At 73.0% G+C, this 23567-nt stretch carries 24 protein-coding genes; 9 read left to right on the forward strand and 15 right to left on the reverse strand.

Annotated elements, in window-relative coordinates:
• Nucleotides 1-3 precede the first annotated feature (3 nt).
• Nucleotides 4-513, reverse strand: a complete 510-nt coding sequence (locus tag Dvina_RS31740) for a hypothetical protein (RefSeq protein WP_223092971.1) — start codon at nucleotides 511-513, stop codon at nucleotides 4-6.
• Nucleotides 514-638: 125 nt separating this feature from the next.
• Between Dvina_RS31740 and Dvina_RS31745 the strand changes: the two genes are divergently transcribed.
• Nucleotides 639-1013: a response regulator gene (locus tag Dvina_RS31745; protein ID WP_223092972.1), complete on the forward strand. Its 375-nt coding sequence runs from the start codon at nucleotides 639-641 to the stop codon at nucleotides 1011-1013.
• Here the strand turns inward: Dvina_RS31745 and Dvina_RS31750 are convergent.
• The 3 genes from Dvina_RS31750 to Dvina_RS31760 form a co-directional block, all read right to left on the reverse strand.
• The gene (locus tag Dvina_RS31750; RefSeq protein ID WP_223092973.1) at nucleotides 979-1653 is read right to left on the reverse strand and encodes a response regulator transcription factor; all 675 of its coding nucleotides are present in this window, start codon (nucleotides 1651-1653) and stop codon (nucleotides 979-981) included. The two genes, Dvina_RS31745 and Dvina_RS31750, sit on opposite strands and share 35 nt — an antisense overlap.
• Nucleotides 1640-3394, reverse strand: coding sequence for a sensor histidine kinase (locus Dvina_RS31755; RefSeq protein ID WP_223092974.1), 1755 nt, complete (start codon nucleotides 3392-3394; stop codon nucleotides 1640-1642). Before Dvina_RS31755 ends, Dvina_RS31750 begins: the two co-directional genes overlap by 14 nt.
• A 271-nt stretch (nucleotides 3395-3665) precedes the next feature.
• Nucleotides 3666-4439: an SDR family NAD(P)-dependent oxidoreductase gene (locus tag Dvina_RS31760; protein ID WP_223092975.1), complete on the reverse strand. Its 774-nt coding sequence runs from the start codon at nucleotides 4437-4439 to the stop codon at nucleotides 3666-3668.
• A gap of 100 nt (nucleotides 4440-4539) precedes the next feature.
• Between Dvina_RS31760 and Dvina_RS31765 the strand changes: the two genes are divergently transcribed.
• The gene (locus Dvina_RS31765) at nucleotides 4540-5412 is read left to right on the forward strand and encodes a helix-turn-helix transcriptional regulator (protein WP_223092976.1); all 873 of its coding nucleotides are present in this window, start codon (nucleotides 4540-4542) and stop codon (nucleotides 5410-5412) included.
• Between the two features lie 43 nt (nucleotides 5413-5455).
• Here Dvina_RS31765 and Dvina_RS31770 read toward each other — a convergent pair whose 3' ends face one another.
• The 4 genes from Dvina_RS31770 to Dvina_RS31785 all read right to left on the reverse strand — a co-directional run bounded on the left by Dvina_RS31770 (nucleotide 5456) and on the right by Dvina_RS31785 (nucleotide 8780).
• Nucleotides 5456-6691 carry a hypothetical protein gene (locus Dvina_RS31770; RefSeq protein WP_223092977.1) on the reverse strand — a complete coding sequence of 412 codons (1236 nt, stop codon included), beginning with the start codon at nucleotides 6689-6691 and terminating at the stop codon, nucleotides 5456-5458.
• Nucleotides 6688-7176 carry an RNA polymerase sigma factor gene (locus Dvina_RS31775; RefSeq protein WP_246655445.1) on the reverse strand — a complete coding sequence of 163 codons (489 nt, stop codon included), beginning with the start codon at nucleotides 7174-7176 and terminating at the stop codon, nucleotides 6688-6690. Before Dvina_RS31775 ends, Dvina_RS31770 begins: the two co-directional genes overlap by 4 nt.
• A 184-nt stretch (nucleotides 7177-7360) precedes the next feature.
• Nucleotides 7361-8293: an NADP-dependent oxidoreductase gene (locus Dvina_RS31780; protein ID WP_223092979.1), complete on the reverse strand. Its 933-nt coding sequence runs from the start codon at nucleotides 8291-8293 to the stop codon at nucleotides 7361-7363.
• A 70-nt stretch (nucleotides 8294-8363) separates the two neighbouring features.
• On the reverse strand, nucleotides 8364-8780 hold the full coding sequence (locus Dvina_RS31785; protein WP_223092980.1) for an SRPBCC family protein: 417 nt from the start codon (nucleotides 8778-8780) through the stop codon (nucleotides 8364-8366).
• 160 nt (nucleotides 8781-8940) lie between these two features.
• Here Dvina_RS31785 and Dvina_RS31790 point away from each other — a divergent pair, with 160 nt between their 5' ends.
• Nucleotides 8941-10482, forward strand: coding sequence for an FAD-dependent oxidoreductase (locus Dvina_RS31790; RefSeq protein ID WP_246655446.1), 1542 nt, complete (start codon nucleotides 8941-8943; stop codon nucleotides 10480-10482).
• A 118-nt stretch (nucleotides 10483-10600) separates the two neighbouring features.
• Complete coding sequence (locus Dvina_RS31795) at nucleotides 10601-11083, forward strand: ArsI/CadI family heavy metal resistance metalloenzyme (RefSeq protein WP_223092982.1); 483 nt, start codon at nucleotides 10601-10603, stop codon at nucleotides 11081-11083.
• Nucleotides 11084-11088: 5 nt separating this feature from the next.
• Here the strand turns inward: Dvina_RS31795 and Dvina_RS31800 are convergent, their stop codons facing one another.
• Nucleotides 11089-12681: a methyl-accepting chemotaxis protein gene (locus Dvina_RS31800; RefSeq protein ID WP_223092983.1), complete on the reverse strand. Its 1593-nt coding sequence runs from the start codon at nucleotides 12679-12681 to the stop codon at nucleotides 11089-11091.
• Nucleotides 12682-12948: 267 nt separating this feature from the next.
• Here Dvina_RS31800 and Dvina_RS31805 point away from each other — a divergent pair, with 267 nt between their 5' ends.
• Nucleotides 12949-14427 (forward strand): S8 family serine peptidase, encoded by a 1479-nt coding sequence (locus tag Dvina_RS31805; RefSeq protein WP_223092984.1) that lies wholly within the window; start codon nucleotides 12949-12951, stop codon nucleotides 14425-14427.
• Between the two features lie 154 nt (nucleotides 14428-14581).
• Here the strand turns inward: Dvina_RS31805 and Dvina_RS31810 are convergent, their stop codons facing one another.
• Together Dvina_RS31810 and Dvina_RS31815 are read right to left on the reverse strand one after the other, a co-directional pair.
• Nucleotides 14582-15379, reverse strand: a complete 798-nt coding sequence (locus Dvina_RS31810) for an ABC transporter permease (RefSeq protein ID WP_223092985.1) — start codon at nucleotides 15377-15379, stop codon at nucleotides 14582-14584.
• A complete protein-coding gene (locus Dvina_RS31815; RefSeq protein ID WP_380029326.1) occupies nucleotides 15376-16230 on the reverse strand; it encodes an ABC transporter ATP-binding protein in 855 nt (284 codons plus the stop codon). Before Dvina_RS31815 ends, Dvina_RS31810 begins: the two co-directional genes overlap by 4 nt.
• A gap of 123 nt (nucleotides 16231-16353) precedes the next feature.
• Between Dvina_RS31815 and Dvina_RS31820 the strand changes: the two genes are divergently transcribed.
• The gene (locus tag Dvina_RS31820; RefSeq protein WP_223092986.1) at nucleotides 16354-16977 is read left to right on the forward strand and encodes an exonuclease; all 624 of its coding nucleotides are present in this window, start codon (nucleotides 16354-16356) and stop codon (nucleotides 16975-16977) included.
• A 51-nt stretch (nucleotides 16978-17028) separates the two neighbouring features.
• Here the strand turns inward: Dvina_RS31820 and Dvina_RS31825 are convergent, their stop codons facing one another.
• Nucleotides 17029-18246, reverse strand: coding sequence for a YncE family protein (locus Dvina_RS31825; protein ID WP_223092987.1), 1218 nt, complete (start codon nucleotides 18244-18246; stop codon nucleotides 17029-17031).
• Between the two features lie 123 nt (nucleotides 18247-18369).
• Between Dvina_RS31825 and Dvina_RS31830 the strand changes: the two genes are divergently transcribed.
• On the forward strand, nucleotides 18370-19476 hold the full coding sequence (locus Dvina_RS31830) for an RsbRD N-terminal domain-containing protein (protein ID WP_223092988.1): 1107 nt from the start codon (nucleotides 18370-18372) through the stop codon (nucleotides 19474-19476).
• Between the two features lie 73 nt (nucleotides 19477-19549).
• Here Dvina_RS31830 and Dvina_RS31835 read toward each other — a convergent pair whose 3' ends face one another.
• A complete protein-coding gene (locus Dvina_RS31835) occupies nucleotides 19550-19894 on the reverse strand; it encodes a winged helix-turn-helix transcriptional regulator (RefSeq protein WP_223092989.1) in 345 nt (114 codons plus the stop codon).
• A gap of 116 nt (nucleotides 19895-20010) precedes the next feature.
• On the opposite strand from Dvina_RS31835, the gene Dvina_RS31840 reads away from it, so the two are divergent.
• Nucleotides 20011-20322: an EthD family reductase gene (locus tag Dvina_RS31840; protein WP_223092990.1), complete on the forward strand. Its 312-nt coding sequence runs from the start codon at nucleotides 20011-20013 to the stop codon at nucleotides 20320-20322.
• A gap of 93 nt (nucleotides 20323-20415) precedes the next feature.
• On the opposite strand, the gene Dvina_RS31845 is transcribed toward Dvina_RS31840, so the two are convergent.
• Nucleotides 20416-21993, reverse strand: a complete 1578-nt coding sequence (locus Dvina_RS31845; protein ID WP_246655447.1) for a methyl-accepting chemotaxis protein — start codon at nucleotides 21991-21993, stop codon at nucleotides 20416-20418.
• Between the two features lie 329 nt (nucleotides 21994-22322).
• Here Dvina_RS31845 and Dvina_RS31850 point away from each other — a divergent pair, with 329 nt between their 5' ends.
• Complete coding sequence (locus Dvina_RS31850; RefSeq protein WP_223092991.1) at nucleotides 22323-23255, forward strand: S41 family peptidase; 933 nt, start codon at nucleotides 22323-22325, stop codon at nucleotides 23253-23255.
• Nucleotides 23256-23316: 61 nt separating this feature from the next.
• Here Dvina_RS31850 and Dvina_RS31855 read toward each other — a convergent pair whose 3' ends face one another.
• On the reverse strand, nucleotides 23317-23475 hold the full coding sequence (locus Dvina_RS31855; RefSeq protein WP_223092992.1) for a hypothetical protein: 159 nt from the start codon (nucleotides 23473-23475) through the stop codon (nucleotides 23317-23319).
• Between the last annotated feature and the right edge of the window lie 92 nt (nucleotides 23476-23567).

The following is a 23567-nucleotide window of genomic DNA, read 5'->3' on the forward strand; positions in this document are numbered from 1 at the left end:
CGATCAGCAGCTGAGCTCGACGTTCACCCGGCCGGAGCCGAGCTTTGTCGGGTACTCGAACACGACGACGAACCGCTGGCCGCCCGAGAAGCTGCCGCCGATGCGGACCACCGCGCCGGCGCCCTCGGCGAGCGAGCCGGATGCCGGGCTGAGGGTGACCGAGCCGATGGTGCGGCCGACGGCGTTGTCCGACACGCGGTCGACCGCCCGCGCGGTCCAGTCGACGGGGCCGTCGCTCGCGGTGATCCGCTCCTCGCTCTGGATGTCCGAGCAGTTCACCCGGGTCTTGGTCTGGGCGGTCGAGCGCACCAGGAGCGTGCCGAGCTTCGCGCTGCCGGTCGTCCGGGCCGGCGCACCCTTCGTCGGCGTGCCGTTCGCCGTGGTGGTGGCCGGCGCCGGCTGCTGCGGCTCGGGCTGGGTCTTCGGCGGGCTGTCGGTCCCGAACCCGCAGGCGATCAGCAGCGCCGCCGCCGTGACGGTGGCGGCGGTGATACCGGCTCGACGGACGTCCATCGTGGTCTCCCCCCTCGTGCCCGCCCGATGCGGGCGGCGAACACCGAGGATGGGCGCGCCGGCGTCCGAAGTCGTCAGGGCCAGCACTGATGACGGCCGGGGCCCGCGGCCGGAAGGGTGGTGCGATGACGTCCCGGGTGCTCATCGTCGACGACCACGCCGGCTTCCGGCGGTCGGCGCGGGCGCTGCTGGAGCCGGAGGGTGTCGAGATCCTCGGCGAGGCCGGCCGGGGCCGGGACGCCCTGGCGATGGTCGCGGCTCTGCGGCCGGATGCGGTGCTGCTGGACGTACAGCTGCCAGATCTTGATGGGTTTGCCGTTTGCCGGGCCATCCGGGCGGCCTGGCCCGCGGTTCGGGTGGTGCTGTGCTCGGTGCGGCCGATCGCGGCGTACGGTCCGCGCTACGCCGAGTGCGGGGCCCACGCCTTCGCGGCGAAGGACGAGCTCACCGGGCCCGCCGTCGCGCTCATGCTCGGTCCCGGCGGGCCTGCCAGTACATGAGCACGGCGAGGACCCGCTGGTGGGTGTCCTTCTCATCGGCGATGCCGAGCTGCTGATACACAGCCCGGGCATGGGTTTCGACGGTACTTCCGCCGATGCCGAGCCGCCCCGCGATGGCGATGTTGCTCAGGCCCGCGGCCATGAGCGTGAGCACCTCCGCCTGACGGTCGGTCAGGCCGGCCAGCGCGGGCTCCGGGCGGCCGTGCAGCAGGCGCGCGGAGATGTCCGGGTCGACGACGCAGCCCCCGGCCGAGATCCGGCGCACCGCGGTGACGAAGTCGTCGGTGCCGCCGACCCGCTCCTTGAGCAGGTACCCGACCTTGCGCAGACCACCGGCGACGAGGGTGGTGAAGAACTGCGTCTCGACGTACTGGGAGAGCAGCAGCACGCCGACGTCCGGGTCGGTGCGGCGGATCTCGACGGCGGCGTGCAGGCCGGTGGGGCCGGGGCCGGGTGGCAGGCGGATGTCGATGATGGCGACGTCGGGGCGGGTGGCGCGGACGGCCCGGCGCAGTCCGGTCGCGTCGGCGGTCTCGGCGACGACGTCGACGCCCTGGTGGCGCAGGTGCTCCACGAGCAGCTCGCGGTAGAGGGCGTGATCCTCGGCGATGACGACGCGGATCGGCTCAACGGACGGCATCGCCGGCCTCCGCGGTGGGGGTGGGAGTGGCCGGCAGTACCGCCGAGAGGATCGTGCCTTCGCCGGGCGGGCTGGTCACGGTCAGGGTGCCGCCGACCGCCTGCACCCGGTCCTGTAGACCCAGCAGCCCACGGCCGCGCTCGACGGCGGCACCGCCGGCGCCGTCGTCGCCGACGTGGACCTCGAGCTCGGCGCCGGTGTGCCGCAGCCGCACGCTCGCCCGGGTGGCCCGGCCGTGCTTGAGCGTGTTCGCGAACGCCTCCTTGACCACCATGTAGACGGTCAGCTCGACGGTCCCGGCGAGGCGCGGGATGGCTGTCGTGTGCAGCTCGACCGGGATCGGCATCGCCGCCGCCAGCGCGTCGAGGGCCGGGCCGATGCCGAGCTCGGTGAGTGCGGCCGGGCGCAGGCCGTGGGCGATCTCGCGCAGCTCCCGGGTCACGTCGCCGAGCGCCCGGTCACTGCGGCGCAGCGCCTCGAGGGCCGTCGCGTCGGCGGTGCCGTCGAGCCGCCCGACGGCCTGGCGCAGGTAGGCGGCGGCGACCGCGAGGTTCTGCTGGGCACCGTCGTGCAGGTCCCGGCCGAACCGGCGGCGCTCGGCGTCGGTCGCGGCGACGATCCGCTCGCGGGACCGCTCGACCTGGGTGAGCATCGCACCGGCGAGGCGCCGGCGCTCCAGGGCGACGGCGGCACCGGCGGCCACGGCGTCGAGGCGGGCCCGGTCCTCGCGCAGCGCCGGGTCGTGGATGAGCACGGCGAGCGGGCGGCCGCCGAAGCCGACCTCCGTGACCGCCCGCGCGGGCCCGTCGGCGGGGACCGGCACCGGGCGCCCGTCATCGTCCACATAGGACCGGCTGGGCTCGTGCCACAGCGCGACCCGCAGCGACGGGTCGCGCAGACTGCGGGCGAGCAGCGTCTGCAGGTCCGCGGCCGGCTCCTGGCCGAGCTCGACCAGGAACGTGTCGACGCGCGTCGGGCCGACCCGCAGGCGCAGGACGCCGGCCAGGAACCCGAGGGGCAGCAGGCAGCAAAGGACCTTGTACGCGGCCAGGACCACGCGCGCGGACGGGCTGTCGTAGCCGGCGACCCCACCGACGGCGGTGGCGAGTGCGGCGGCGACCCCGGTGATCAGCACCGGCGCGAGGATGAGTCGCAGCGGGCGGCCGGCCGTTCGCCAGCGTTGGAGCAGTACCACCGCAACACCGCAGGCCACCACCCCGCCGGCCAGCTCCGTGCTCTCGGCGACGAACCGCCACATCGGCGGGTCGTTGCGCAGCAGCAGCAGGTTGGCGGGCTTGTGCAGCCCGAGGCCGGCCCCGTCGTAGAACAGCAGGCCGAACGCGGGCCACACGAGCGCCACGAGGTACGCGAGCCCGGCCAGCACCCGCTCGACCACCGACCCGAGCCGCCCGGCCGGGTAGGCCAGCACCAGGTGCGCGCCGATCGCCGTCGACACGTGCGACAACAGCCCGCCGACGGTGAACACCCACGGCACCCACGAGAACTGCAGATCCTCGGCGAACCAGCCGACCCCGACGAGCACCATGAGCAGCCCGACGCGGTTGCCGGGCTTCCGCACGTGGGCCACGACACCGGCGGCGAGGAACAGCAACCCGTTCACGCCGCCGAACACGAGGTCGGCGCTCGGGTGTGAGCCGTCCTCGGCTTTGAGCGCAAGCCCGGCGACCCCGAGGGCGACACCGCCGGCCGCCAGCAGCACCGGCCCGAGCGGCGCCCGCATCCCCACACTGTGTGTGTAGTCGATGCACGCAACCGGTGTCATCACCGGACCGGGCGGCGGCGCCGGGCCGGTCGGCGTCCGCCCAACCCGGCGCTGCTATTGGCAGCGCGAATGGCACATAAGTGATTCACTTCCCGAAGCGCGCATATCTACCCTGCGTCCGGCCGAATGGAGTCTGCAATAGGTGACTGAACGCCGGGCCGCCGGTCGCTGAGGCCGCCGGGTGCAGAGCCGGCCGGGGCCGGCGGCGCGGGAGGGTCCCGGGGCGCGGTCAGGCGGCGCGGGTCGCCGTGATCCCGCCGTCGATCGCGAGCTCCGCGCCGTGGACGTACCCGGCGCGGTCCGACAGCAGCCACGCCACGGCGTCGGCGACCTCCTCCGGCGTTCCAGGGCGGCCGGCGGGGGTACTGGCGGTCATGCGCGCGATCACGTCGCCGTCCGCGGCGTTGATGGGCGTGCGGGTCGCTCCGGGCGACACCGTGTTGACCCGTACCCCGCGCGGGCCGAACTCCGCGGCCCAGCTGCGGGCGAGCTGGATCTCGGCCGCCTTCGTCGCCGAGTAGAGCCCGACGAACGCGTGCCCGACGTGGGCCATCCACGAGCCGATGACGACGATGGCGCCGGAGCCGCGCTCGGCCATCGGCGGTGCGAGCGCCGCGGTCAGCACGTGCGGGGCGCGGACGTTCACCGCCAGCGCGGCCTCGAGGTCGGCGTCGCGCAGGCCCACGGTGTCGACGGCCGGGCAGAGCGCGGCGTTGTGCACCACCGCGTCCAGCCGTCCGCCGGCGGCGTCGACGGCCGCAGCGGCGAAGTCCCGCAGCGCCGCGGGCGGCGCGGCCAGGTCGGAGGGGACGAAGACGGCCGGCCCGCCGGCGTCCGCAATCCCGGCGACGACGGCCTCGCCGCGGGCCCGGTCGCGGCCGGTCACGACGACCCGCCAGCCGTGCGCGGCCAGGGCCCGGGCCGTGGCGGCGCCGATGCCGCTGGTGGAGCCGGTGATCAGGGCGGTGCGGGCCGTCGGGCCGGCGTGCTCGGTGATGGTCATGGCCACCACTTGACCGCAGCCCGGCGGGCCGCGCCAGGTCGCGTGCAGCCTGGTCACGACATGACCAGGCCGGCGCCGCGATCGCTCGTAGACTGGGTCCGTGCCTGCCGATCGTGCCGCCCTCGGGGCGTTCCTGCGCTCGCGGCGCGACCGCCTGACGCCGGCCCAGGCCGGCATCGCGCCGTTTCCCGGGCCGCGGCGGGTGCCGGGCCTGCGCAAGGAGGAGCTGGCGGTGCTCGCCGGGCTGAGCCCCGACCACTACAGCCGGCTGGAGCAGGGCCGCCAGCACACCGTCACCGACGAGGTGGTGCGGGCGCTGGCGCGGGCGCTGCAGCTGGACGACGTCGAACGGGCCCACCTGCGCGACCTGGCCGCCCCGGCCGCGCGGCGGCGGTGGAGCGGCCCGGAGGCGGCGCAGCGGCCCGACCCGGGGATGCTGCGCCTGATGACGGCGCTGGGGCACGTCCCGGTGCTGCTGCTGGGCCGGCGCTCACAGGTGCTGGCCCGCAACGGGCTGCTCAGCACGGTCCTGGGGACCGCCATGGAGCCGGGGTCGTCGTTCGCCCGCTGGCTGTTCCTGGACCCGGCGGCGCGGAACCGGATCGTGAACTGGCCGGAGTTCGCCGCCGCCGCGGTCGGCGCGCTGCGCTACGAGCTGGGCCGCCATCCGGACGACCGGCGCCTGGCCGACCTGGTGGAGCAGCTGCGGCGCGAGGACGCGGACGTGGCCCAGTGGTGGGATGACCAGCGGGTCACGTTCCGCACCTCGGTGACCAAGCACATCGACCACCCGGCGGCGGGGCCGCTGCAGTTCGGCATCGAGTCGGTCGTCCTCCCGCACGACCCCGAGCAGCGGCTGGTCGTCTACACCGTCGAGCCGGACTCGGCGACGGCGCGGGTGCTGCCGCTGCTGGCCAGCTGGGCGGCCGGCCCGCAGGACTCCGGCGCCGCGGCCGGGGCCGGCGCACGGTGAGCCCGTCCGCGGTGGCGGCGCCGGCCCTCGCCGCGGCCGGGCGCTATGCGGCGGACCCGCAGTGCCAGACGGCTGCCGTGTACGACTCGTGCTTTCGGCTGCGGTCGTAGTACGTGCCGAACACGTCGCCGTTGTCGGTCACGCCGGCCGAGCCGACCTCGCTGGTGCCGGGCGCACTCAGGCGCACCGCGGTGCCGTCCGGGCGATAGGCGACCTGGACGCCGTCGGTGATCCAGCCGGTGGCGCTGACGTGCATCCCCAGCATCCGGTTGTCGCCGTCCGGCACGGCCGGGATCGTGGTCAGCTGGTTGGTCGTGATGTCCCAGCGGGGAATGAGCCCGGGTATCCAGCCCGAGGCGTAGCTCCCGGCCGCCGCCGCGGGCGCGACCGCGGAACCGGCGGGGTGGGGGAGCTTCGTCGCGGTACCGGCGAGGTCCCAGAGGTAGACGTCCTGCATGGCGCCGTCGCCGATGTAGCCCAGGAGCCGGGTGTCGGCGGTGATCGCGATGACGGTGCCGCGCGACGGCAGGGGCACGAGGATCGGTGTCGTGCTCCCGGCCTTCCAGACGACGCCCTTGACGGCACCTTCCGGCCGGTCGTCCTCCGGCTTGATGGTGTCGGCGATGTCGCCGTGCTCGTTGATCGTGACGTTGCCGAACTGACGCCATCCCGCCGGAACCTGCAGGCGGGTCACCTCGCCGCCGGCGTATCGGAAGTACCATTCGGCCGAGTTCGGATCGGCGTCGCCTCCCTCGCCCGCCGCCACGCCGTGCGAGTTGATCGACTTGATCTGGACGCTCGCCGCGAAGCGGAGGTACTGCGGCGCGCCGTCCACCCACAGGACGCTCGTGAAGTTCGCCCGGTCGTCGACCGCGTGGCCACTGACGTAGCGACCGGACGGGTCGACCGCGTCCACCTGCAGACCGCCCGCCCCGGCCGGCTTGTTCAGCGGTGTCATCGGGCAGCGCAGTTTGATGTCGGTCACGCTCGACACCGCTGGACTCGACGCCGGGGTCGAGGCGGCACTGCGCGACGGCACCGCGGCCGGCGCGGTCGCCGGCTTCTGGGCGGCGTCGGCCCTCGAGACGACGACGGCCAGCGCCGCGGCGAGCACCACCGCGGCGGTGCCGCCCGCCACGCCCGCGGCACCGCGCCGCAGCGACATTCGCCGGCCGGCGCGCATCGCCGCCTCCAGGTCGACGCCGGCCTGCGGCGCCGGCACACCGTGCAGCAGCGCGCGGACGTCGTCCTCGTGGAGCAGGTCCGGTGCATCCTTCATGCGATCAGCCTCATCGTGGTTGTTCTCGGACGATCGGAACCCGGTTCGGGGCCGGACGCGCGGAGCGCGTCGCGGAGTGCGGACAGGCCGCGGGAGCACTGGCTCTTGACGTTGCCCTCGGAGCAGCCGAGTGCGCCGGCCGTGTCCTGGATGCTCAGATCGGCGAAGTACCGCAGCACCAGGGCGGCGCGCTGGCCTTTGGGCAGTGCCCGCAGCGCGGCCAGGACGTGGTCGTACTCGCCCGGTTCGCTCGGCGCGGTGGCCCGGTCCGGCGGCGAGGCCCGCAGCAGGACCCGGGACCAGCGCGATCGACGCTCGTCGACGATGCGCCTGGTCAGGATCCGGTGGACGTACCCGTCCAGGTTCTCGACGGTGCTGGCGTGCCGCCACTTGCTGTAGAGCACCGCGAGGGTGGCCTGCACGGCGTCGTCGGCCAGGTGCGGATCTCCGCAGATGAGCCACGCCGTGCGGTGTAACCGAGGCATGCGAGCACGTACGTATTCCACGTACTCGTCCCTTTTGGTCCGGTCCATACAGCTCCTCAGAAGGGGTAACGGCGGCGATCGCTACCCCTTATCGCTCGGCCCACCGCCCGAGGTTGCATGGACTCACCAACGTCTTGCCGCGACCGGGCGCGCCGGCTGCCGAGCGGCCGGGCGTCCCATGGGGTCAGCGCGCGGTCAGGACGATCTTGCCCTGGGTGGTGCCGTCGAGCAGCTCGTGGGCCCGGTGGGCCTCGGCCAGCGGGAAGGCCCGGCTGACGTGCGGGCGGACGGCGCCCCGGTCGATGAGTGCCGCGAGCCGCTCGAGGCCGTGATGGTCGGGCTCGACGGAGATGCCCTCGAAGCGCAGGCCGCGGGCGGCCGCGAGGTCGGTCATGCGGCGGTCGCCGCGCCCGACAAGGCTCAGCAGCAGCCCGCCCGGGCGCAGCACGTCGAGTGAGCGGTCGCCGACGTCGCCGCCGATCGGGTCGATGACCACGTCGACGTCGCCGGCGGCGGTGGTGAAGTCGACCGCGTAGTGGTCGATGACCTCGTCGGCGCCGAGGCCGCGGACGAAGTCGTGCTTGCCCGGGCCGGCGGTCGCGATGACGTGGGCGCCGAGCGACTTCGCGATCCCGACCGCGAGGTGGCCCACTCCCCCGCCGGCGCCGTGGATCAGCACGCGGTGGCCCTCCCCGACGCCGGCCACGTCGACGAGGCCCTGCCAGGCGGTGAGGCCGGCCAGCGGCACCCCGGCCGCGTGGACGTGATCGATCGACCGCGGCTTGCGGGCCAGCTGCCGGGACGGGGCGGCCACGTACTCGGCGTAGGCGTTGCCGGCCCGCGGGAAGAACGGCATCCCGTAGACCTCGTCGCCGACCCTGAACCGGTGCACGCCGGGCACGACCTCGACGACCACGCCGGAGATGTCCCAGCCGAGGATGAACGGCGGCGGGCCGAGCAGCGGGAAGTGTCCGGCCCGCACCACCGCCTCGACCGGGTTCAGACCGACCGCGTGCACTTCGACGAGTACCTCGGTCGGGAGCGGCCGGGGCGGGTCGACCTCGGTGAGCTCGAGGACCTCGGGGGCACCGAACCGGTGTTGGACGACGGCTCGCATGCCTCGATCGTGGTACGCAATCGGCCCCGGGTCGAGAAGGCACCTCCCGGTGCCCATACCGCGGGCGCCGTCAGCGGACCGCGGCCGACTCCTCGCACAGGCGCTTGAAGCCCTTGAGGTCCATGCGGAGCCGGTTGCGCAGGACGTGCTCGGGGACCTCGCTGTACAGGTGCACACGCGGGTCGTCGAACTCGACGGTGGCGGCGACATCCGTGCAGCCGTCGGGCGTCTCCTCCAGCCAGAACGACTCGATCATCGCCGCGCTCTCCCAGCGCACGAAGGCGCCCGGGCGGGCCTCGGCCAGCACGGCGTCGAGGTCGACGCGGCAGCCGCCCACGTCGAGGGTGAGGTGGGCGCTTGTGTCGTCGGCCGGGGTGCAGGCGAGGACCCCGGACATGAACCGCGGGTACTCCTCGAAGTGGACCAGGTGCTCGTACGCGGACATGGCGGGCACCGAAACCCGCACCGCATCCTGGGTCAGAAGCATGACATATCCCCCTTGCGGAGTTTGCGTCGATTGCTGCGTCGTTTTGACGGTACGCCCTCCCCGCGGGATGCGATGGCGATTCGGCTCGGCGGCGCTCGCCGCCCGGGCCGGCTGCGTCGAATTTCGCGGTGACCACCGGCGATCAGGTAGAACGAGGACCGTGCCCTCGCTCTTCGCCAACCACCCCCACCGCTTCGTCCGCAGCCGCCCCGACCTGCCGCGCCGGGCGCCCGACGGCGTCCGCGCGATCGTGATCGGCGGTGGCATCGCGGGCGTGAGCGCGGCACTGCTGCTGGCCGAGCGCGGTGTGGCCGTGACGCTGCTGGAGCGCCAGGCGCAGCTCGGCGGCCGGCTCAACTCCTGGCCGCGGCAGATCGCGGACGGCACCACGCACCTCGTGGACCACGGGTTCCACGGCTTCTTCCGGCAATACTACAACTGGCGCAACATCTTGCGGCGCATCGACAATCGCCTGTCGTTCCTGCGCCCGGTCGGCCGTTACCCGATCGTGTCGCGCCGCTGGCCGGAGGAGAACTTCACCGGCCTGCCCGGCACACCGCCGATCAATCTGCTGGCCCTGCTGCTGCGCTCACCGAGCCTGCGCCTGCGGGATCTGCGCAGCATGGACCGCAACGCCGCACTGCCGCTGCTGAGCTACTCGCGCAAGGAGACCTACCGCGAGTACGACACCATGCCGGCGAGCGAGCTGCTCGACTCACTCGGGCTGCCCGACCGGGCCCGCGCCATGCTGTTCGACGTCTTCGCGCACTCGTTCTTCAACCATGAGCGCGACATGTCGGCGGCCGAGATGCTGATGCAGTTCCACTTCTACTTCCTGCGCAATCCCGAGGGCCTCGACATGGACGCCCCGGACCATGACTACGAGACCGCGATCTGGTCGCCGCTGGCCGCCCAGCTGCGCGCCCTGGGCGCCGAGATCCGCACCGGCGCGGCGGTCGACCGCATCGCACCGGGCTGGACAGTCACCCTCACCGGCGGCGAGCAGCTGCGCGCCGACCACGTGGTCCTGGCCGCCGACCCGGCCTCGGCCCGGCGCATCGCGGCCGCGTCGGACGGGCTGGCCGCGCCCCTGGCCGAGCAGCTGGCAGCGATCCGCACGACGGCGCCGTACGCGGTCAGCCGCATCTGGACGGATCGTGACGTCGCCGCCAACCGCTCGGTCTTCACCGGCGTCTCCCGCGAGGCGACGCTCGACTCGGTGACGCTCTACCACCGCCTGACCCGCCCGGGCGGGCAGTGGGCGCGGCGCAGTGGCGGTGCCATTCTCGAGCTGCACGCGTACGCGGCCGACGCCGACGTCCCCGCCGACGTCCTGGGCCGCCGGATGCTCGACGAGCTCGGCGCCCTGTGGCCGGAGGCGCGCGACCTGACAGTGCTCGACATCGATGAGCGGGTGTCCCACGACGCGCCCGCGTTCGACGTGGGCAGCGACGCCACCCGGCCCGGCCCCGTCACGCCCATGCCCGGGCTCTATCTGGCCGGCGACTGGGTGCGCATGCCGCTGCCGACCGCCCTGATGGAGCGGGCCGCCACCTCGGCGGCGCTGGCGGCGAACGCGGTCTTCGCGACGTACGGCGTCGCGCCGGTGCCGGTGTACTCGATCCCGCCCGCGGGGCTGCTCGCCGGGCGGGTCCCCGTTCGCGGCCCCGCCCGGCCCCCGGTCGGCACCAACCGCGGTTGATGCGCCGGGACGCGGGCCGGCGACGGCTGCTGCTTCGACACATGTCTAGGTTGACGAATCTCGAATCAGTGCGCAAGCTGTCTGGAGAACCGTCGAACCAACCGTGTGGGGGTGTGTGATGTCCCGTGTCCAGCTCGCGTTGCGGGTCTCCGATCTGGAGGCTTCGGTGGCGTTCTACTCGAAGCTGTTCGGCGTCGAGCCGGCCAAGCGCCGGCCCGGGTATGCGAACTTCGCCGTCGCCGAGCCGCCACTGAAGCTGGTACTGCTCGAAGGCGAGCCGGGCCGCCCGACGGTGATGGATCACCTCGGGGTCGAGGTCGAGACGTCCGCGGCGGTCGACGCCGCCACCGGTCGCCTCACCGACGCCGGGCTGATCACGCTGACCGAGGGCGACACCGAGTGCTGCTACGCGTTGCAGGACAAGGTCTGGGTCCACGGCCCCGGCGACGAACCGTGGGAGGTGTACGTCGTCAAGGGCGACTCCGACGTGCGGGACAAGCCAGTCGCCGGCACCTGCTGCACCGACGCCACCGTCGACGCCCACGTGCCCGCCGGTGCGCCGGCGACGGCCGCCGGGCAGGCCGCGTCGACCTGCTGCTGAGGCGGTCAGTAGCGGAAGTTGCCGACGAGTGTGGACAGCTCGGTCGACATGCGGGCGAGGTCGGCGGCGGACTGCTGGGACTCGGTGACGCTGTGGCTGGTGCTGGTGGCGGCCTCGGCGACGCCGGTGATGTTGGCGGCGATCTGACCGGTGCCGGCGGCGGCCTCGGTGACGCTGCGGCTCATCTCGGCCGTGGTGGCGGTCTGCTGTTCGACGGCGGAGGCGATGGTGGTCTGGTAGTCGCTGATCCGGCTGATGACGTTGGTGACCTCCTCGATCGCGGTGACCGCGCCGCCGGTGTCGGCCTGGATCGCCTCGACGCGGCGGGCGATGTCCTCGGTGGCCTTGGCGGTCTCCTGGGCCAGATCCTTGACCTCGTTGGCGACCACCGCGAAGCCCTTGCCGGTCTCGCCGGCGCGGGCCGCCTCAATGGTGGCGTTGAGCGCGAGGAGGTTGGTCTGCGCCGCGATCGAGCTGATGACCGCTACCACGTTGCCGATCTGCGCGGACGACTCACCGAGCTGCTGCATGGTCGCGGTCGTCTGGGCGGCGGTGTTGACGGCCTCGACGGCGACCTGGGCGGCCTCGGCGGCGTTGTGGGAGATCTCCCGGATCGAGGCGCCCATCTCCTCGGCGCCGGCCGAGACGGTGTCGACGCTGCGGGACACCTCCTCGGCGGCCGAGGACACGGCCTGAGCCTGAGCCGATGCCTCTTCGGCGGACGACGCGATCTGCAGCGACACCGCGGACATCTGCTGTGAGGCGCCCGCCAGTGAGGAGGCGGCCTCGCTGATCGTCGCCATCGTCCGGCGCATCTTGTCGATCGCAGTGTCCAGGGCGCGGCCCATGCGGCCCGGTTCGTCGGAGGAGGTGAGGCCGGAGGTCTGGGTCAGGTCGCCGTCGGCGAGAGCCTGGCAGACGCGCTCGATGCGGGCGAGGGCACCCACGACGCCCCGGGCGACGTACAGGCCGAGCGTCAGGGCCAGCAGCAGCCCGACGACCATCACGACGATCGAGACGGTGCGGCTGGTGTGGTAGCCGCTGGTGGCCGCGGCGGCGGACTTCGCGGCGTCGTTCGTCTCGGCGGTGTGCAGGGTGTCGAGGTCCTGGCCGACCGCCTTCATCAGCGGCACGACGTCGCTGTTGCGGACCTGCTGCCACTGCGTCAGATCGCCGGCCTTGCGCAGCGGGGTGAGCTTCGTGTCGACGATGGTGCGGTAGGCATCCCAGCGGGTCTGCAGGTCGTCGATGGTCTTCGGATCACCGGCGGGCTGTGATCCGCGGTAGGCGGTCATCGCGCTGCCGAACGCCTGGAGGTCGGCGGTGAACGCCTGCTCGTAGGTGGCGACCGCGGCCGGGTCCTGCGTGAGCACCTGGTTGGTCAGGTCCAGGCGCGCCTGCGTGACGGCCGCGCGCAGGTCGCCGACCGCGTTCACGCTCGCCACGTTGCTGGTGTAGATGTGGCTCGCCGCGGCGCTGGCCCCGGCCAGCCCCAGCAGACCGACAACACCCACCACAATGGCGACGGCGGCCCCAACCGCCACGATCACCATGACCTTGCCGCGTACCCCGAGTCCCGCCGATGTCACCGTGGCCATTGCCCTGCACCATCCTTGTAGTACGGCAAACGTTGTCGCCTATCGGAAAGGTACCGCTGCGTCGTTTCCGGCGCGTCGGTTTCGGTCGAGAGCAGCGCCGGTCGCAGCCCGGTTGCGGACCCGTCACCGGCCGACCGGACGGCCGACATCGACCGGGCACATCGTGTCGGGTGGCCGGACAGTTCTGCCCGGCCACCGATGACGCCGGCGCGGCCGCCCGCCATGGTTGGTCCCGGACCTGATTTTCCAAGGACGGAGCAACCTCTGGTGAACGGCAAACGAGTACAGACGGCCATAGTCAGTGCCGTGCTGGCCCCGGCGGCCGGGCTGATGCTCGGCAGCCCGGCCGGTGCGGTGACCGCGGCGGAGACCGCCCCGCCGGCGGCGACCCTGGCCCAGGTGCGGGCGATCATCGGTGCGGACACCGGCACGGCGGCGACGCTTACCGGCAAAGGCGTCGGCGTCGCGCTCATCGACACCGGCGTCGCGGCCGTCGCGGGGCTGCCGGCCGGGCAGATCGTCAACGGCCCGGACCTGTCGTTCGAATCGCAGAGCTCGAACCTGCGCTACCTCGACACGTACGGCCACGGCACCCACATGGCCGGCATCATCGTCGGCAACGACACTGCGACCGGCACCCGCGGACTCGCTCCGGGCGTGAAGCTCACCTCGGTGAAGATCGGCACCGCCACCGGCGCCGCCGACGTGTCGCAGATGATCGCCGCGCTCGACTGGGTCGTGCAGCACCGCAACGACGATCCGGCCAACCCGATCCGGGTCGTCAACCTCTCCTACGACTCCGGCGGCACCCCGGTCACCACGACCGACCCGCTGCAGTACGCGGTGGAGAAGGCGTGGAAGGCCGGGATCGTCGTCGTCGCCGCGGCCGGCAACGACGGCAACGCCGCCGGCGCGCTGACGAACCCCGCCACCGACGACTGGGTCCTCGCCGTGGGTGCCACCGCCACCAACGGCACCACCGGCACCACCGACGACACCCTGGCCCCGTTCACCAACCTGTCCTCCACGAAGACCGGCCAGGTCGACCTGCTCGCGCCCGGCACATCGATCGTGTCGCTGCGCGACCCGGGCTCCAACATCGACAACCTGTACCCGTCCGCGCAGGTCGGCACCACCCTGTTCCGGGGCAGCGGCACCTCCCAGGCGACCGCCGTGGTCAGCGCCGCGGCCGCCCTGCTGGTGCAGGCCCGGCCGAGCGCCACCCCGAACCAGATCAAGGACTGGCTCGTCAACGGCGGCACTGCGCTCGGCACCGGCACCGCGGCCACCCTCGGCCTGCGCGAGCTCAACGTCAACGGAGCATTGGCCCGCACGGGTACCGCATCCGCCACCCCGGCCCTCACCTGGTCCACCGGCACCGGGCCGCTGCAGGGCTCCCGCGGCACCAGCAGCATGAAACTCGACGGGGTGCCGCTGACCGGCGAGCGCAGCATCTGGGGAACCTTCGCCTCCGCGCAGTGGGCCAACAGCACGACGCCGGCCTGGAGTGGCGGCCTGTGGCTGGGCACCCGCATCGCCGGTGACGACTGGACCGGTACCTCCTGGGCGTCCAAAACCTGGGCCCCGGCGGCCTGGACCGCCGCGCCGTGGTCCGGCAACGCCACCGCCGGTTGGACCGACCCGGCGTGGTCGGGCCGCACCTGGTCCGGGCGCACCTGGTCGGCCGGCACCTGGTCCGGGCGCACCTGGTCGAGCAACGGCTGGTCCGGCAGCAGCTGGGGCTGACCGTCACGCGTGGGGCGGGCTTCGGTGCCCGCCCCACGCCGCGGCCGGCGTCGGCCGGCCGGGCGCGACGTCCGCCTGGCGCGTGGTGCCTTTACTGCCCGGCCGGTGCCGCCGGGCTCCGGTCACAGCGCAGGGCCGCCCGGCGGCGCCGCGCTCACCTGTCCTCGCGGCCGGTCCAGCGGAACGTCAGCAGACACAGCGCCAGCCCGCCGATCACCCACGCCCCAAGCACGACAGCGATCCGGCCCAGCTCCCACGACCCGGCGGGTTCGTTCGCGGCGAACGCGTCCGGCAGGAACACCGACCGCATGCCCTGCGCCATCCACTTGAGCGGGAACACCGCCGCGACCTGCTGCATCCACGCCGGCAGGTCGGTGAACACGAAGAAGACGCCCGAGATGAACTGCAGCACCAGCGCCACCGGGGTCACCACGGCCGGCGCCCGCTTGGCCTCCCGCGGCACCGACGAGAACGCGATCCCGCACAGCGTGCAGGCGGCGATGCCCAGCAGCGAGACCCACAGCAGCGTGAACCACTGCCGGGGTGTCGACGGCAGCGTCACGTGGAAGAACGCGGTCGCGATCGCCAGCATGACGGTGCAGCCGCCCACGCCGATGAGGTACACCATGGCGACCTTGCCGATGAAGTACGAGCCGGCCGGCATCGGCGCGCCGTACAGCCGCTTCAGCACACCCCTGTCGCGCTCCATCGGGATCTGGATCGCGAGGGTCTGGAAGCCGTTGGTGAGCTGCGCGGCGGCGATCATCCCGGCCACGAAGTACTGCGTCAGCGTCACTCCGGGCGCGACGTCGACGCCGCCGAAGACCGAGCCGAACACGACGAGCAGCAGGATGGGCAGCGCGAAGGAGAAGATGACCGACTCGCGCCCGCGGAAGAACTGGCGCAGTTCCAGGCCGCTGCGCAGCAGCCCGAGTCGCAGCGTGAGCGTCATGCCGTCTCCTGGATCATCGAGAGGTACGTGTCTTCCAGCGACGGCCGGGTGACCGTCAGCTCCGGCACCTCGCCGCCGAACCGGACGACCAGGTCGGCCACGAACTTCGCCGGGGTGTCGGTGTCGTGCTCCTGCGGGCCGTCCGGGGCGCTCCAGCGGACCTTCGCCGCCGCGCTGCCCCGCCCGCCGAGCGTCGCCGGCGTCGCGACCGCCACCAGCCGCCCGCGGGCGATCACGCCGACCCGGTCCGCGAGTGTCTCCGCCTCGTCCAGGTAGTGCGTGGTGAGCAGGATCGTCGTCCCGCCCGCCGCGAGATCCCGGATCAGCTCCCAGAACTCGCGGCGGGCCTGCGGATCGAAGCCGGTCGTCGGCTCGTCGAGGAACAGCAGCTCCGGACGGCCGATGATGCCCAGCGCCACGTCGAGCCGGCGGCGCTGCCCCCCGGAAAGCACCTTGGCCTTGTCCGCCCGCTTCGCCTGCAGCCCGACCCGCTCGATGACCGTGTCCGGGTCGTCGGGGTTCGGGTAGTACTTCGCGAAATGCTGCACGACCTCCTGCACCGAGAGCTCCTCGAACTCGCCGGTGGACTGCAGCACGATGCCGATCCGCGAGCGCCAGTCCAGCGGGCGGCGCTGCGGGTCGACGCCGAGGACCCGGACCTCGCCGCCGCTGCGCTTGCGGAAGCCCTCCAGCATCTCCACGGTCGTGGTCTTGCCGGCGCCGTTCGGCCCGAGCAGGGCGAACACCTCGCCCCGGGCAACGGTGAGGTCAAGCCCGTCGACGGCCTGGTGGGTGCCGTAGGTCTTGCGCAGGCCCCTGGCCTCGATGGCGTAGGCATCGGTCACGACCATCATCGTGGCCGCTCGGCGCGGTCCGCGGATCACCCGGTCGTTGGACGCGCGCCCGGCCCACCCGTGCATCGCCTGCATGACACAATGCTCGCCGACCCCGCACGGGCCGAGAGGAGCCTTGTGGTGACCGATACAACAGGCGGCCGGGACGAGTGGATCTACGTCGTCACCGATATCGAGGTCGACGGCCCCTGGCCCGGTCCCAACTCCATGCGGTCGTTCGCGTCCGTCGCCGTGACCGCCGAGGGCGAGGAGCGCGGGACCTTCGAGGCGGTCCTCGAGCAGCTCCCCGGCGCGGCCCCGAACCCGGACACGTTCGCGTGGTTCCAGACCCAGCCGGGGGCCTGGGCCGCGGCGACGACCGACCCGGAGCCCGTGGACCGGGTCATGGCGCGGTTCGTGGAGTGGGTCCGCCGCCTGCCCGCTCCGCGGATGTTCGCGGCCTCACCGATCGCCTTCGACGGCACGTGGATGGACTTCTACCTGCGCCGCTTCACCCGCTACGGCCTGGTCCAGGGTCCCTACGAGCGCGACGTCCTCTTCGACGGCCCGGGGCTGTGCCTTCGCAGCTATGCGGCCGCCGTGACGGGCCGGCCGGTCGCCGAGGCGTCACCGCGGCATCTGCCCGCGGCGTGGCTCGGCGACATCCCGCACACGCACCGCGCGATCGACGACGCCCGAGGCTACGCCCACCTGCTCGGCGTCCTCTTCGGACGGGCCCGGGCACTCCGGCCGCCGGCCGAATGACAGGCACGGGCCCCGGCGGCGGTACCGGCCGGGGCCCGTCTCGGCCCGTTCTTACGCGGCGATGTGCCCGATGCGGATGCGCTGCGGGTGGTCGCCGACCGGGACGCTGAGGACCTTCTCACCGGTGGCGAAGCTGATCGCGGTGATCCGGTCGGCGCCGGACTCGGAGATGATGCAGTCCCGGCCGTCGCCGCTGACCGTGGCCCAGTACGGCTTGGCCGCCGCGACCAGCGGGCCGGGCCGCAGTGTGGTGCGGTCGACGACGGTGGCGTAGTCGTCAATGGTGCCGGCCACGCACATCTTCGAGCCGTCGGGGCTCATGGAGAGGCCGTGGTGGCGGGAGTCGTTCACCCAGGCGGTGCGGTCGGGCCCTGTCGCCGGGTTCGCCGGCAACTCCTGGATGCGGGTGATCCGGTCCGCCGCCACGTCGTATTCGACGATGCCGTTGAAGAAGGAGACCTGGAAGTACAGCATCCGCTCGTCAGGGGTGAAGACGGCCGGGCGGACCGCGTCGGAGAGGTCGGGGCGGCCGGCGGCGTCCAGGCGCTGGCGCATGTCGATGGTGCGCACCACCTGGAACGTGTGCGCGTCGGCGATCGTGATGTGCCGGTCGCCCTTCGTCCAGTCCAGCCACGGGTCGTCGAGCGCGGTGTTGACCTCGCCGATGGACATGTTCCACAGGTACCGGCCGTCGCGGGTGTAGATGTTTTCGTGCGGCTTGTCGCCGGCGCTGAACGAGCCGAGCGGCCGGCCGGTGGTGATGTCCAGGACGTGCACCGTGTTCGACGTCGACGCGGAGACCGCGACCTGGGTGCCGTCGGGTGAGACGGCCATGTGGTCGGCCCGGAACCCGGACACGGGGAAGCGCCAGCGCAGCGCGCCGGTGCGCAGGTCGATGGAGGCGACGTCGGCGAAGCTCGGGCGCGACACGACGAGCGCGGAGCCGTCGGGCGTGGTGTACATGTCGTCGATGAGCTGGTCGTGGCCCTCCCCCGGACCCTGCTGGACGCCGAGGTAGAAGGCGAGCTTCACCGGGTTGAGGTAGATCTCCAGCAGCCGCTGGCGCTTGTCCGGCACCACGTCGATCCGGCCGATCCGGGCGTAGGTGCCGCTGGAGCGGACGATGTCGGCGGTGCCGTCCCAGTTGTTGCCGACGAACATGACCTCCTGCAGCGCGGGCGCGGCGGCGGCCGGGCGCAGCGGGGTGAGGACGGCGGCGAGCAGTGCGAGGCCGGCGATGGCGGCGCGCCGGCGCAGGTTCCGCGTCACGGGGTCTCCCTTGATACGTTACCGGGCGGTAGCCTTCAGGAAATCGCCGATCGGCGACGCTCGATAGGTCCCCGCCGACAACGCGGCGCCGCCCGGTTGTCGCCCGCCCACAACGGAGAGGCAATGATCGCGACGCTGCTGGCCGCGCTCGCCGGCGACGAGGGCCTCGTCGACACGCTCGTCGCCGCCGCCCGCGACGCCTCGCCCGAGGTCGCCCGGCTGCCCGTCGAGGAGAGCCGCCGCCACGTCGCCCTGCTCGTCACGGCCGGGCTGGCCGCGTTCCGGACACCCGCCGACGGCATCTCCTACGCGGACGCGGAGAAGCTCGGCGCCGACCGGGCCGCCCAGGGCGTGCCGATCGCCGGGCTGCTGCGCGGGGTGCAGGCCGCCCGGACCCGGCTGCTGGAGATCGCGGTGCAGCGCGGCCGGGCCGCCGGGGTCGCCGACGAGGTGCTGCTGTCGGCCGCGCTGGACTTCGACAGGTATGTGTCGGCCGTCGAGCGGCACGTGGTGGAGGGTCACCACGCCGCCGAGCGCGCGCTGGCCCGCGGGCGCCGCGATCAGCGTGACGCGGTGCTGCGGGCGCTGCTGCTCCCGGGCCGGCCACCCGCCGCGGCCGGTGACGTCGACGGGCTGGGACTGCGGGCGCACCTGCGGTACCGCTGCCTGGTCTTCGACGTGACCGACCCCGCACGGGCCGACGCCCTGGAGGCACGCCTTACCGCCTGCGGCGGTGTGTTCGGGACCGTCGAGGGCCGCCTCACCGGGCTCGCCGTGCGGCCGCCGGGCCCGGTCGATCCGGCGGTGCTGCTCGTCGTCGGGCCGCCGCTGCCGCTGTCCCGGGCCGCCGCCGGGTACCGGGCCTGTGTGGCCGCCCTCGCCGGTGCGGCCCGCTTCGGCGGCACCGGCCGGCAGCACGCCCTCGACCTGGCCGGCCCGGCCGCGCTGGCCGCCCAGCCGGAGCTCGCCGGGCTGCTCGCCGATGAGCTCCTGGCCGCCCTGGACCCGGCCGACGCGTTCCACCGGGAGCTCGCCGCGACGGCACTGTCCTATTTGGACCACGGGCAGCGGCTCGACCTGACCGCGGCGGCCGTCCACGTGCACCCGAACACCGTGCGGTACCGGCTGCGCGCACTCCACGAGCGCACCGCCCTGCCGCTCGACGACACGACGGTCCTGGCCACGCTGCGCTCGTGGTGGGCGCTGCGGACGTGGCTCGACCGGGCGTAGGGCCCGTCAGGGTGTGACGTCGGCGAAGCGGGGCGCGCCCGGCGCGAGCTCGACGCGGGCGGCCCGGGCGGCGCTACCCATCACCCTCCGGCGCCGTGGCCGACGCCCACGCGTCGGACCAGCGGGCGAGCGGGCGCAGCGCCTTGAAGACACCGTGCCCGAGGTCGGTGAGGCCGTAGGCGGTGTCGGGCTGCTGCGCGACGATATGCGCGTCGAGCAGTTCGGTCAGCCGCCGCCGCAGCACGCTCGAGGACATGTTGTCGCAGCGCTGCTGCAGCGCCCGGAAGCCGACGGGCCCGTCCTGCAGCTCCCAGATGATGCGCAGGTTCCACCGCCGCCCGAACAGGTCGAGGGCGGCCATCAGCGGACGCCCGGTGCTCGATCCGCGCACCGGCCGCCCCGGCCTGGGTATCGTCATCGCCCGCCCCGCCCTCTTGTCGCTTCGATATCCGACACAGTAACGTCCGCGTCGAACGATTCGATTTCCGAAGCGGATGGGGCGGTCCGGCCGTCCGCTGCCCGACGGAGGTTGCCGTGCACAAGCTGCTGGTCCTGTACCCCGAGCCCGCCGATCCCGAGCACTTCCGCCACTACTACGTGACCACCCACCTGCCGCTTGTCGCCCGCCTGCCCGGCCTGCTCGCGTGGCGTTACAGCTTCGACGTGGCGGCGACGCAGGGGCGGACGCCGTACTTCGCGGTCTTCGAAGCCGAGTTCGCCGACGCCGCGGCGATGACCGCGGCGAGGGCGTCGCCGCAGGGCCTGGAGGTCACCGCCGACGTCGCCAACTACGCGACGGGCGGTGCGATAGTCGTCCACTATCCGGTGCGGCCCGGCGCGGGCTGAACTTCCGCGCCCATCCTGCGCACCGATCAAGGCCGTGGCCCGGCCACGGCCTTGATCGGCCGGCGCCTCGCGGGCGTCAGGGATGCTCGCGGGCTACACCCGGAACCGGGAGACGAGCGCCTGCAGGTTGTCGGACATGTGGGCGAGCTCCTGCGCGGAGCGCTGGGTCTGGCTGACCGTCGCGGTGGTCGTCTCCGCGGCGGCGGCGACATTGGCGACGCTGCTGGCGATGCTGGTGCTGCCGTGGGACGCCTCGGCGATCGACCGGCTCATCTCGGCGGTCGTCGCGGTCTGCTCCTCGACGGCGGAAGCGATAGTCGTCTGGTAGTCGTTGATCTTCGCGATGATGTCGGAGATCTGGGTGATCGCCTCGACCGCGTTGCTGGTGTCCGCCTGGATGGCCTCGACGCGGCGGGAGATGTCGTCGGTGGCCTTCGCGGTCTCCTGCGCAAGGTCCTTGACCTCGCCCGCGACGACGGCGAAGCCCTTCCCGGCGTCACCGGCGCGGGCGGCCTCGATGGTGGCGTTGAGGGCCAGCAGGTTCGTCTGCTCGGCGATCGAGGTGATCACCTTGACGACGTTGCCGATCTCCGCGGAGGAGTCCCCGAGTTTGGCGACGGTGGTCTGGGCGGTCGCCGCCGAGGTCACGGCCTGCGAGGCGACGCTGGCGGCGTCCGTGGCGGACTGGGAGATCTCGCGGATGGCCGAGCCCATCTCCTCGGCACCGGCGGCGACGGTCTGCACGTTGTGTGACACGCCCTCGGAGACGGAGGCGAGCTTGGCGGTCTGATCGGAGGTGCCGCGGGCGTTGCCGGCGATCGCCTGGGCGGAGGCCGACAGCTGGTTGGAGGAGTCGGCCAGGACGCGCGAGGAGTCCGCGAGGGCGGTGACGGTGGTGCGGACCGAGGCGGTGGCCTTGTTCACCGCCTGTGCCATCTGACCCACCTCGTCGGTGCCGTCGGCCCGGGCCGTGTGGGTCAGGTCGCCGTCGGCGACGGCGTCCAGGACGGTGCGGACGCCGGCGAGGCGCCGTGAGGTATTGCGGCCGATGGCCACGGCCAGGCCCAGGGCCAGCAGGACGCCGGCGCTGACGACGACGAGGATCAAGGTGCGGGCGTCTCCGGCGTCCCGGTGCGCGTCGGTGCCGGCGGCGCCGGCCTGCGCGCGTTCGAGGCCCATGAGCGTGTCGACAGCCTTGTTCATGATGTCCTCGGACTGCGTCCAGGCCTTGATCCGCTCGTCGAGGGTGGCGGGCAGCACGGTCCCGGCGGGAGGGGGCTCATTGAACGTCAGCACGTTGACCACGGCCTTGTAGGTCTTCCAGGCCGCCCCGAACGCGTTGACCTGGGCCTGCCAGGCCGGCGCGCTGTCGGGGGCGGAGACGTAGCGGGACCCCGCGGCGTCCACCGCCTGCTGGGCGTCCTTGACCTGCTTCTGGAACGTCGCCTTGTCGGCGGGTGTGTTGCTCGGCAGCCCGAACAGGAACAGGCCGCGGTACATGTCGGCCATGCCGTTCTGCAACGACACGAGCGCGTCCAGGCGGGCGATGTTGTTGCTTTGCAGACGCTGGACGCGGCCGTCGAGGCTTCCCATGCGCGACCAGGCGACGGCGGCGGTGACCATGGCGACGACCGCGATCACGGCGACGGCCGCGATGATCTTCGTACCCACTCGCAGGTTGCTGAGTTTGAGCACGCGCGAGGGTCCAGGTGCAGGCTGGGTCATCGTCTCTCCCGGTCGGCGGGGACGAACCACCCCGGTCAGGTGGCTCCACGGCCGTATCGGCGCGGAGGCAGTGAAGTTGAGCGCAACCCATCGCGATTTTCCCATTGCGGCGGATTGCGGATCACGAGCGACTACGCTCGTCCTTCGGGATGTATCGGGGCCGGGCGCCCGCACGCCGCCGGACGGGCGAGGCCGCGCCGGCGGGCCGGCGCCGCACCCACCGCCGGGGCGCGGACGGGACCACGCCTGGGGTGAGTCTTCGATAGGGTGCGTCGATGTCGGCGAATCTCGTGGAGAAGGCACTGGAGCTGTTGTGCGGCAACTACATTTTTGCCGACCGGGCGCAGGAGGCGGCCGACGGCATCCGCGGGCGGCTGGCCGCCGGTGAGCACGACCGGCTGGACGAGGAGGCTCTCGGCCGGCGGCTGACGGCGGAGCTCTTCGAGGTCTGTCAGGACAAGCATCTGCGGGTCCGGACGCGCACGGAGGAGATGCGCGAGGCGCTCACCGAGGCCGAGATGGAGGCGGTCTGGCGCGAGCAGCAGCGGCTCACCAACTACGGCATTGCCCGCGTGGAGCGGCTCGACGGCAATGTCGGGCTGCTGGACCTGCGGTTCGTCACCGCGGCCGGCATGGGTGGGCGCGCGATCGCCGCGGCCATGGAACTGGTGTCACAGACGCACGCGCTGATCGTCGACCTTCGCCGGAACCGGGGCGGGTTTCCCGACGGCGCCCTGTTCTGGATGAGCTACTTCTTCCCGGACGGGGAGACCCACCTCAACGACATCTACGAAGGTGCGACCGGTCACACCCGTCAGTTCTGGAGCCATGCGTGGCTGCCCGGGGAGCGGTACCTCGACCGGCCCGTGTACCTGCTGACAAGCGAGTCCACATTCTCCGGCGGCGAGGACATCTGCTACAACCTGCAGGCGCAGGGACGAGCGGTCCTGGTCGGGGCGACGACCAAGGGCGGCGCCCATCCGACCGAGGCCTTCCCGATCACCCCGACCTTCGAGATCACGGTCCCGGTGGCCCGCTCGATCAACCCGGTCACCGGCGGCAACTGGGAAAGCACAGGGGTGGTACCCGACGTGTCCGTGGCCACCCAGGAGGCGTTCGACGTCGCCTACCGGATGGCCCTCCAGCACGTCCTGGCCAGCGCCACCTCGCCGGCCGTGCTGGCCGAGGCGCGCGCGGCGCTGCCGTGACGGCGCCCGCCCGATGACCTGGCCGTCCCCCCGGCGGCCCGGCGACCTGCGCTGAGGCGCGTCACCGGCGCCGGGTGCGGCTGCTCGCCACCCGCGACGCGAGCCGGCGCAGCTTCTCCTGGTTGGCCGGCTTGGACAGCTCGCGGCGACCGACCTCGACGACACGACGGCCGTTGGGACTGTTCAGGAAGCGCATGATGCGCTGCATCAACGTCGACATGATCCTGGAATACCCACCGTCCGGGGCCCCCAACCCCATCCGGCGACGACGGCGCGCCCCGCCGAAGCGCCCTGTGACCGGCCGCCGGGCGG

It is taken from the genome of Dactylosporangium vinaceum (assembly GCF_019904175.1).
GTDB lineage: Bacteria > Actinomycetota > Actinomycetes > Mycobacteriales > Micromonosporaceae > Dactylosporangium > Dactylosporangium vinaceum.

Bases quoted from the DNA above. Each gene is read 5' to 3' on its own strand.
- Dvina_RS31740 (WP_223092971.1), bottom strand. From the start codon at position 513: ATGGACGTCCGTCGAGCCGGTATCACCGCCGCCACCGTCACGGCGGCG.
- Dvina_RS31745 (WP_223092972.1), top strand. From the start codon at position 639: ATGACGTCCCGGGTGCTCATCGTCGACGACCACGCCGGCTTCCGGCGG.
- Dvina_RS31750 (WP_223092973.1), bottom strand. From the start codon at position 1,653: ATGCCGTCCGTTGAGCCGATCCGCGTCGTCATCGCCGAGGATCACGCC.
- Dvina_RS31755 (WP_223092974.1), bottom strand. From the start codon at position 3,394: ATGCGGGCGCCGCTCGGGCCGGTGCTGCTGGCGGCCGGCGGTGTCGCC.
- Dvina_RS31760 (WP_223092975.1), bottom strand. From the start codon at position 4,439: ATGACCATCACCGAGCACGCCGGCCCGACGGCCCGCACCGCCCTGATC.
- Dvina_RS31770 (WP_223092977.1), bottom strand. From the start codon at position 6,691: ATGAAGGATGCACCGGACCTGCTCCACGAGGACGACGTCCGCGCGCTG.
- Dvina_RS31775 (WP_246655445.1), bottom strand. From the start codon at position 7,176: ATGCCTCGGTTACACCGCACGGCGTGGCTCATCTGCGGAGATCCGCAC.
- Dvina_RS31780 (WP_223092979.1), bottom strand. From the start codon at position 8,293: ATGCGAGCCGTCGTCCAACACCGGTTCGGTGCCCCCGAGGTCCTCGAG.
- Dvina_RS31785 (WP_223092980.1), bottom strand. From the start codon at position 8,780: ATGCTTCTGACCCAGGATGCGGTGCGGGTTTCGGTGCCCGCCATGTCC.
- Dvina_RS31795 (WP_223092982.1), top strand. From the start codon at position 10,601: ATGTCCCGTGTCCAGCTCGCGTTGCGGGTCTCCGATCTGGAGGCTTCG.
- Dvina_RS31800 (WP_223092983.1), bottom strand. From the start codon at position 12,681: ATGGCCACGGTGACATCGGCGGGACTCGGGGTACGCGGCAAGGTCATG.
- Dvina_RS31810 (WP_223092985.1), bottom strand. From the start codon at position 15,379: ATGACGCTCACGCTGCGACTCGGGCTGCTGCGCAGCGGCCTGGAACTG.
- Dvina_RS31815 (WP_380029326.1), bottom strand. From the start codon at position 16,230: ATGGTCGTGACCGATGCCTACGCCATCGAGGCCAGGGGCCTGCGCAAG.
- Dvina_RS31830 (WP_223092988.1), top strand. From the start codon at position 18,370: ATGATCGCGACGCTGCTGGCCGCGCTCGCCGGCGACGAGGGCCTCGTC.
- Dvina_RS31835 (WP_223092989.1), bottom strand. From the start codon at position 19,894: ATGACGATACCCAGGCCGGGGCGGCCGGTGCGCGGATCGAGCACCGGG.
- Dvina_RS31850 (WP_223092991.1), top strand. From the start codon at position 22,323: ATGTCGGCGAATCTCGTGGAGAAGGCACTGGAGCTGTTGTGCGGCAAC.
- Dvina_RS31855 (WP_223092992.1), bottom strand. From the start codon at position 23,475: ATGTCGACGTTGATGCAGCGCATCATGCGCTTCCTGAACAGTCCCAAC.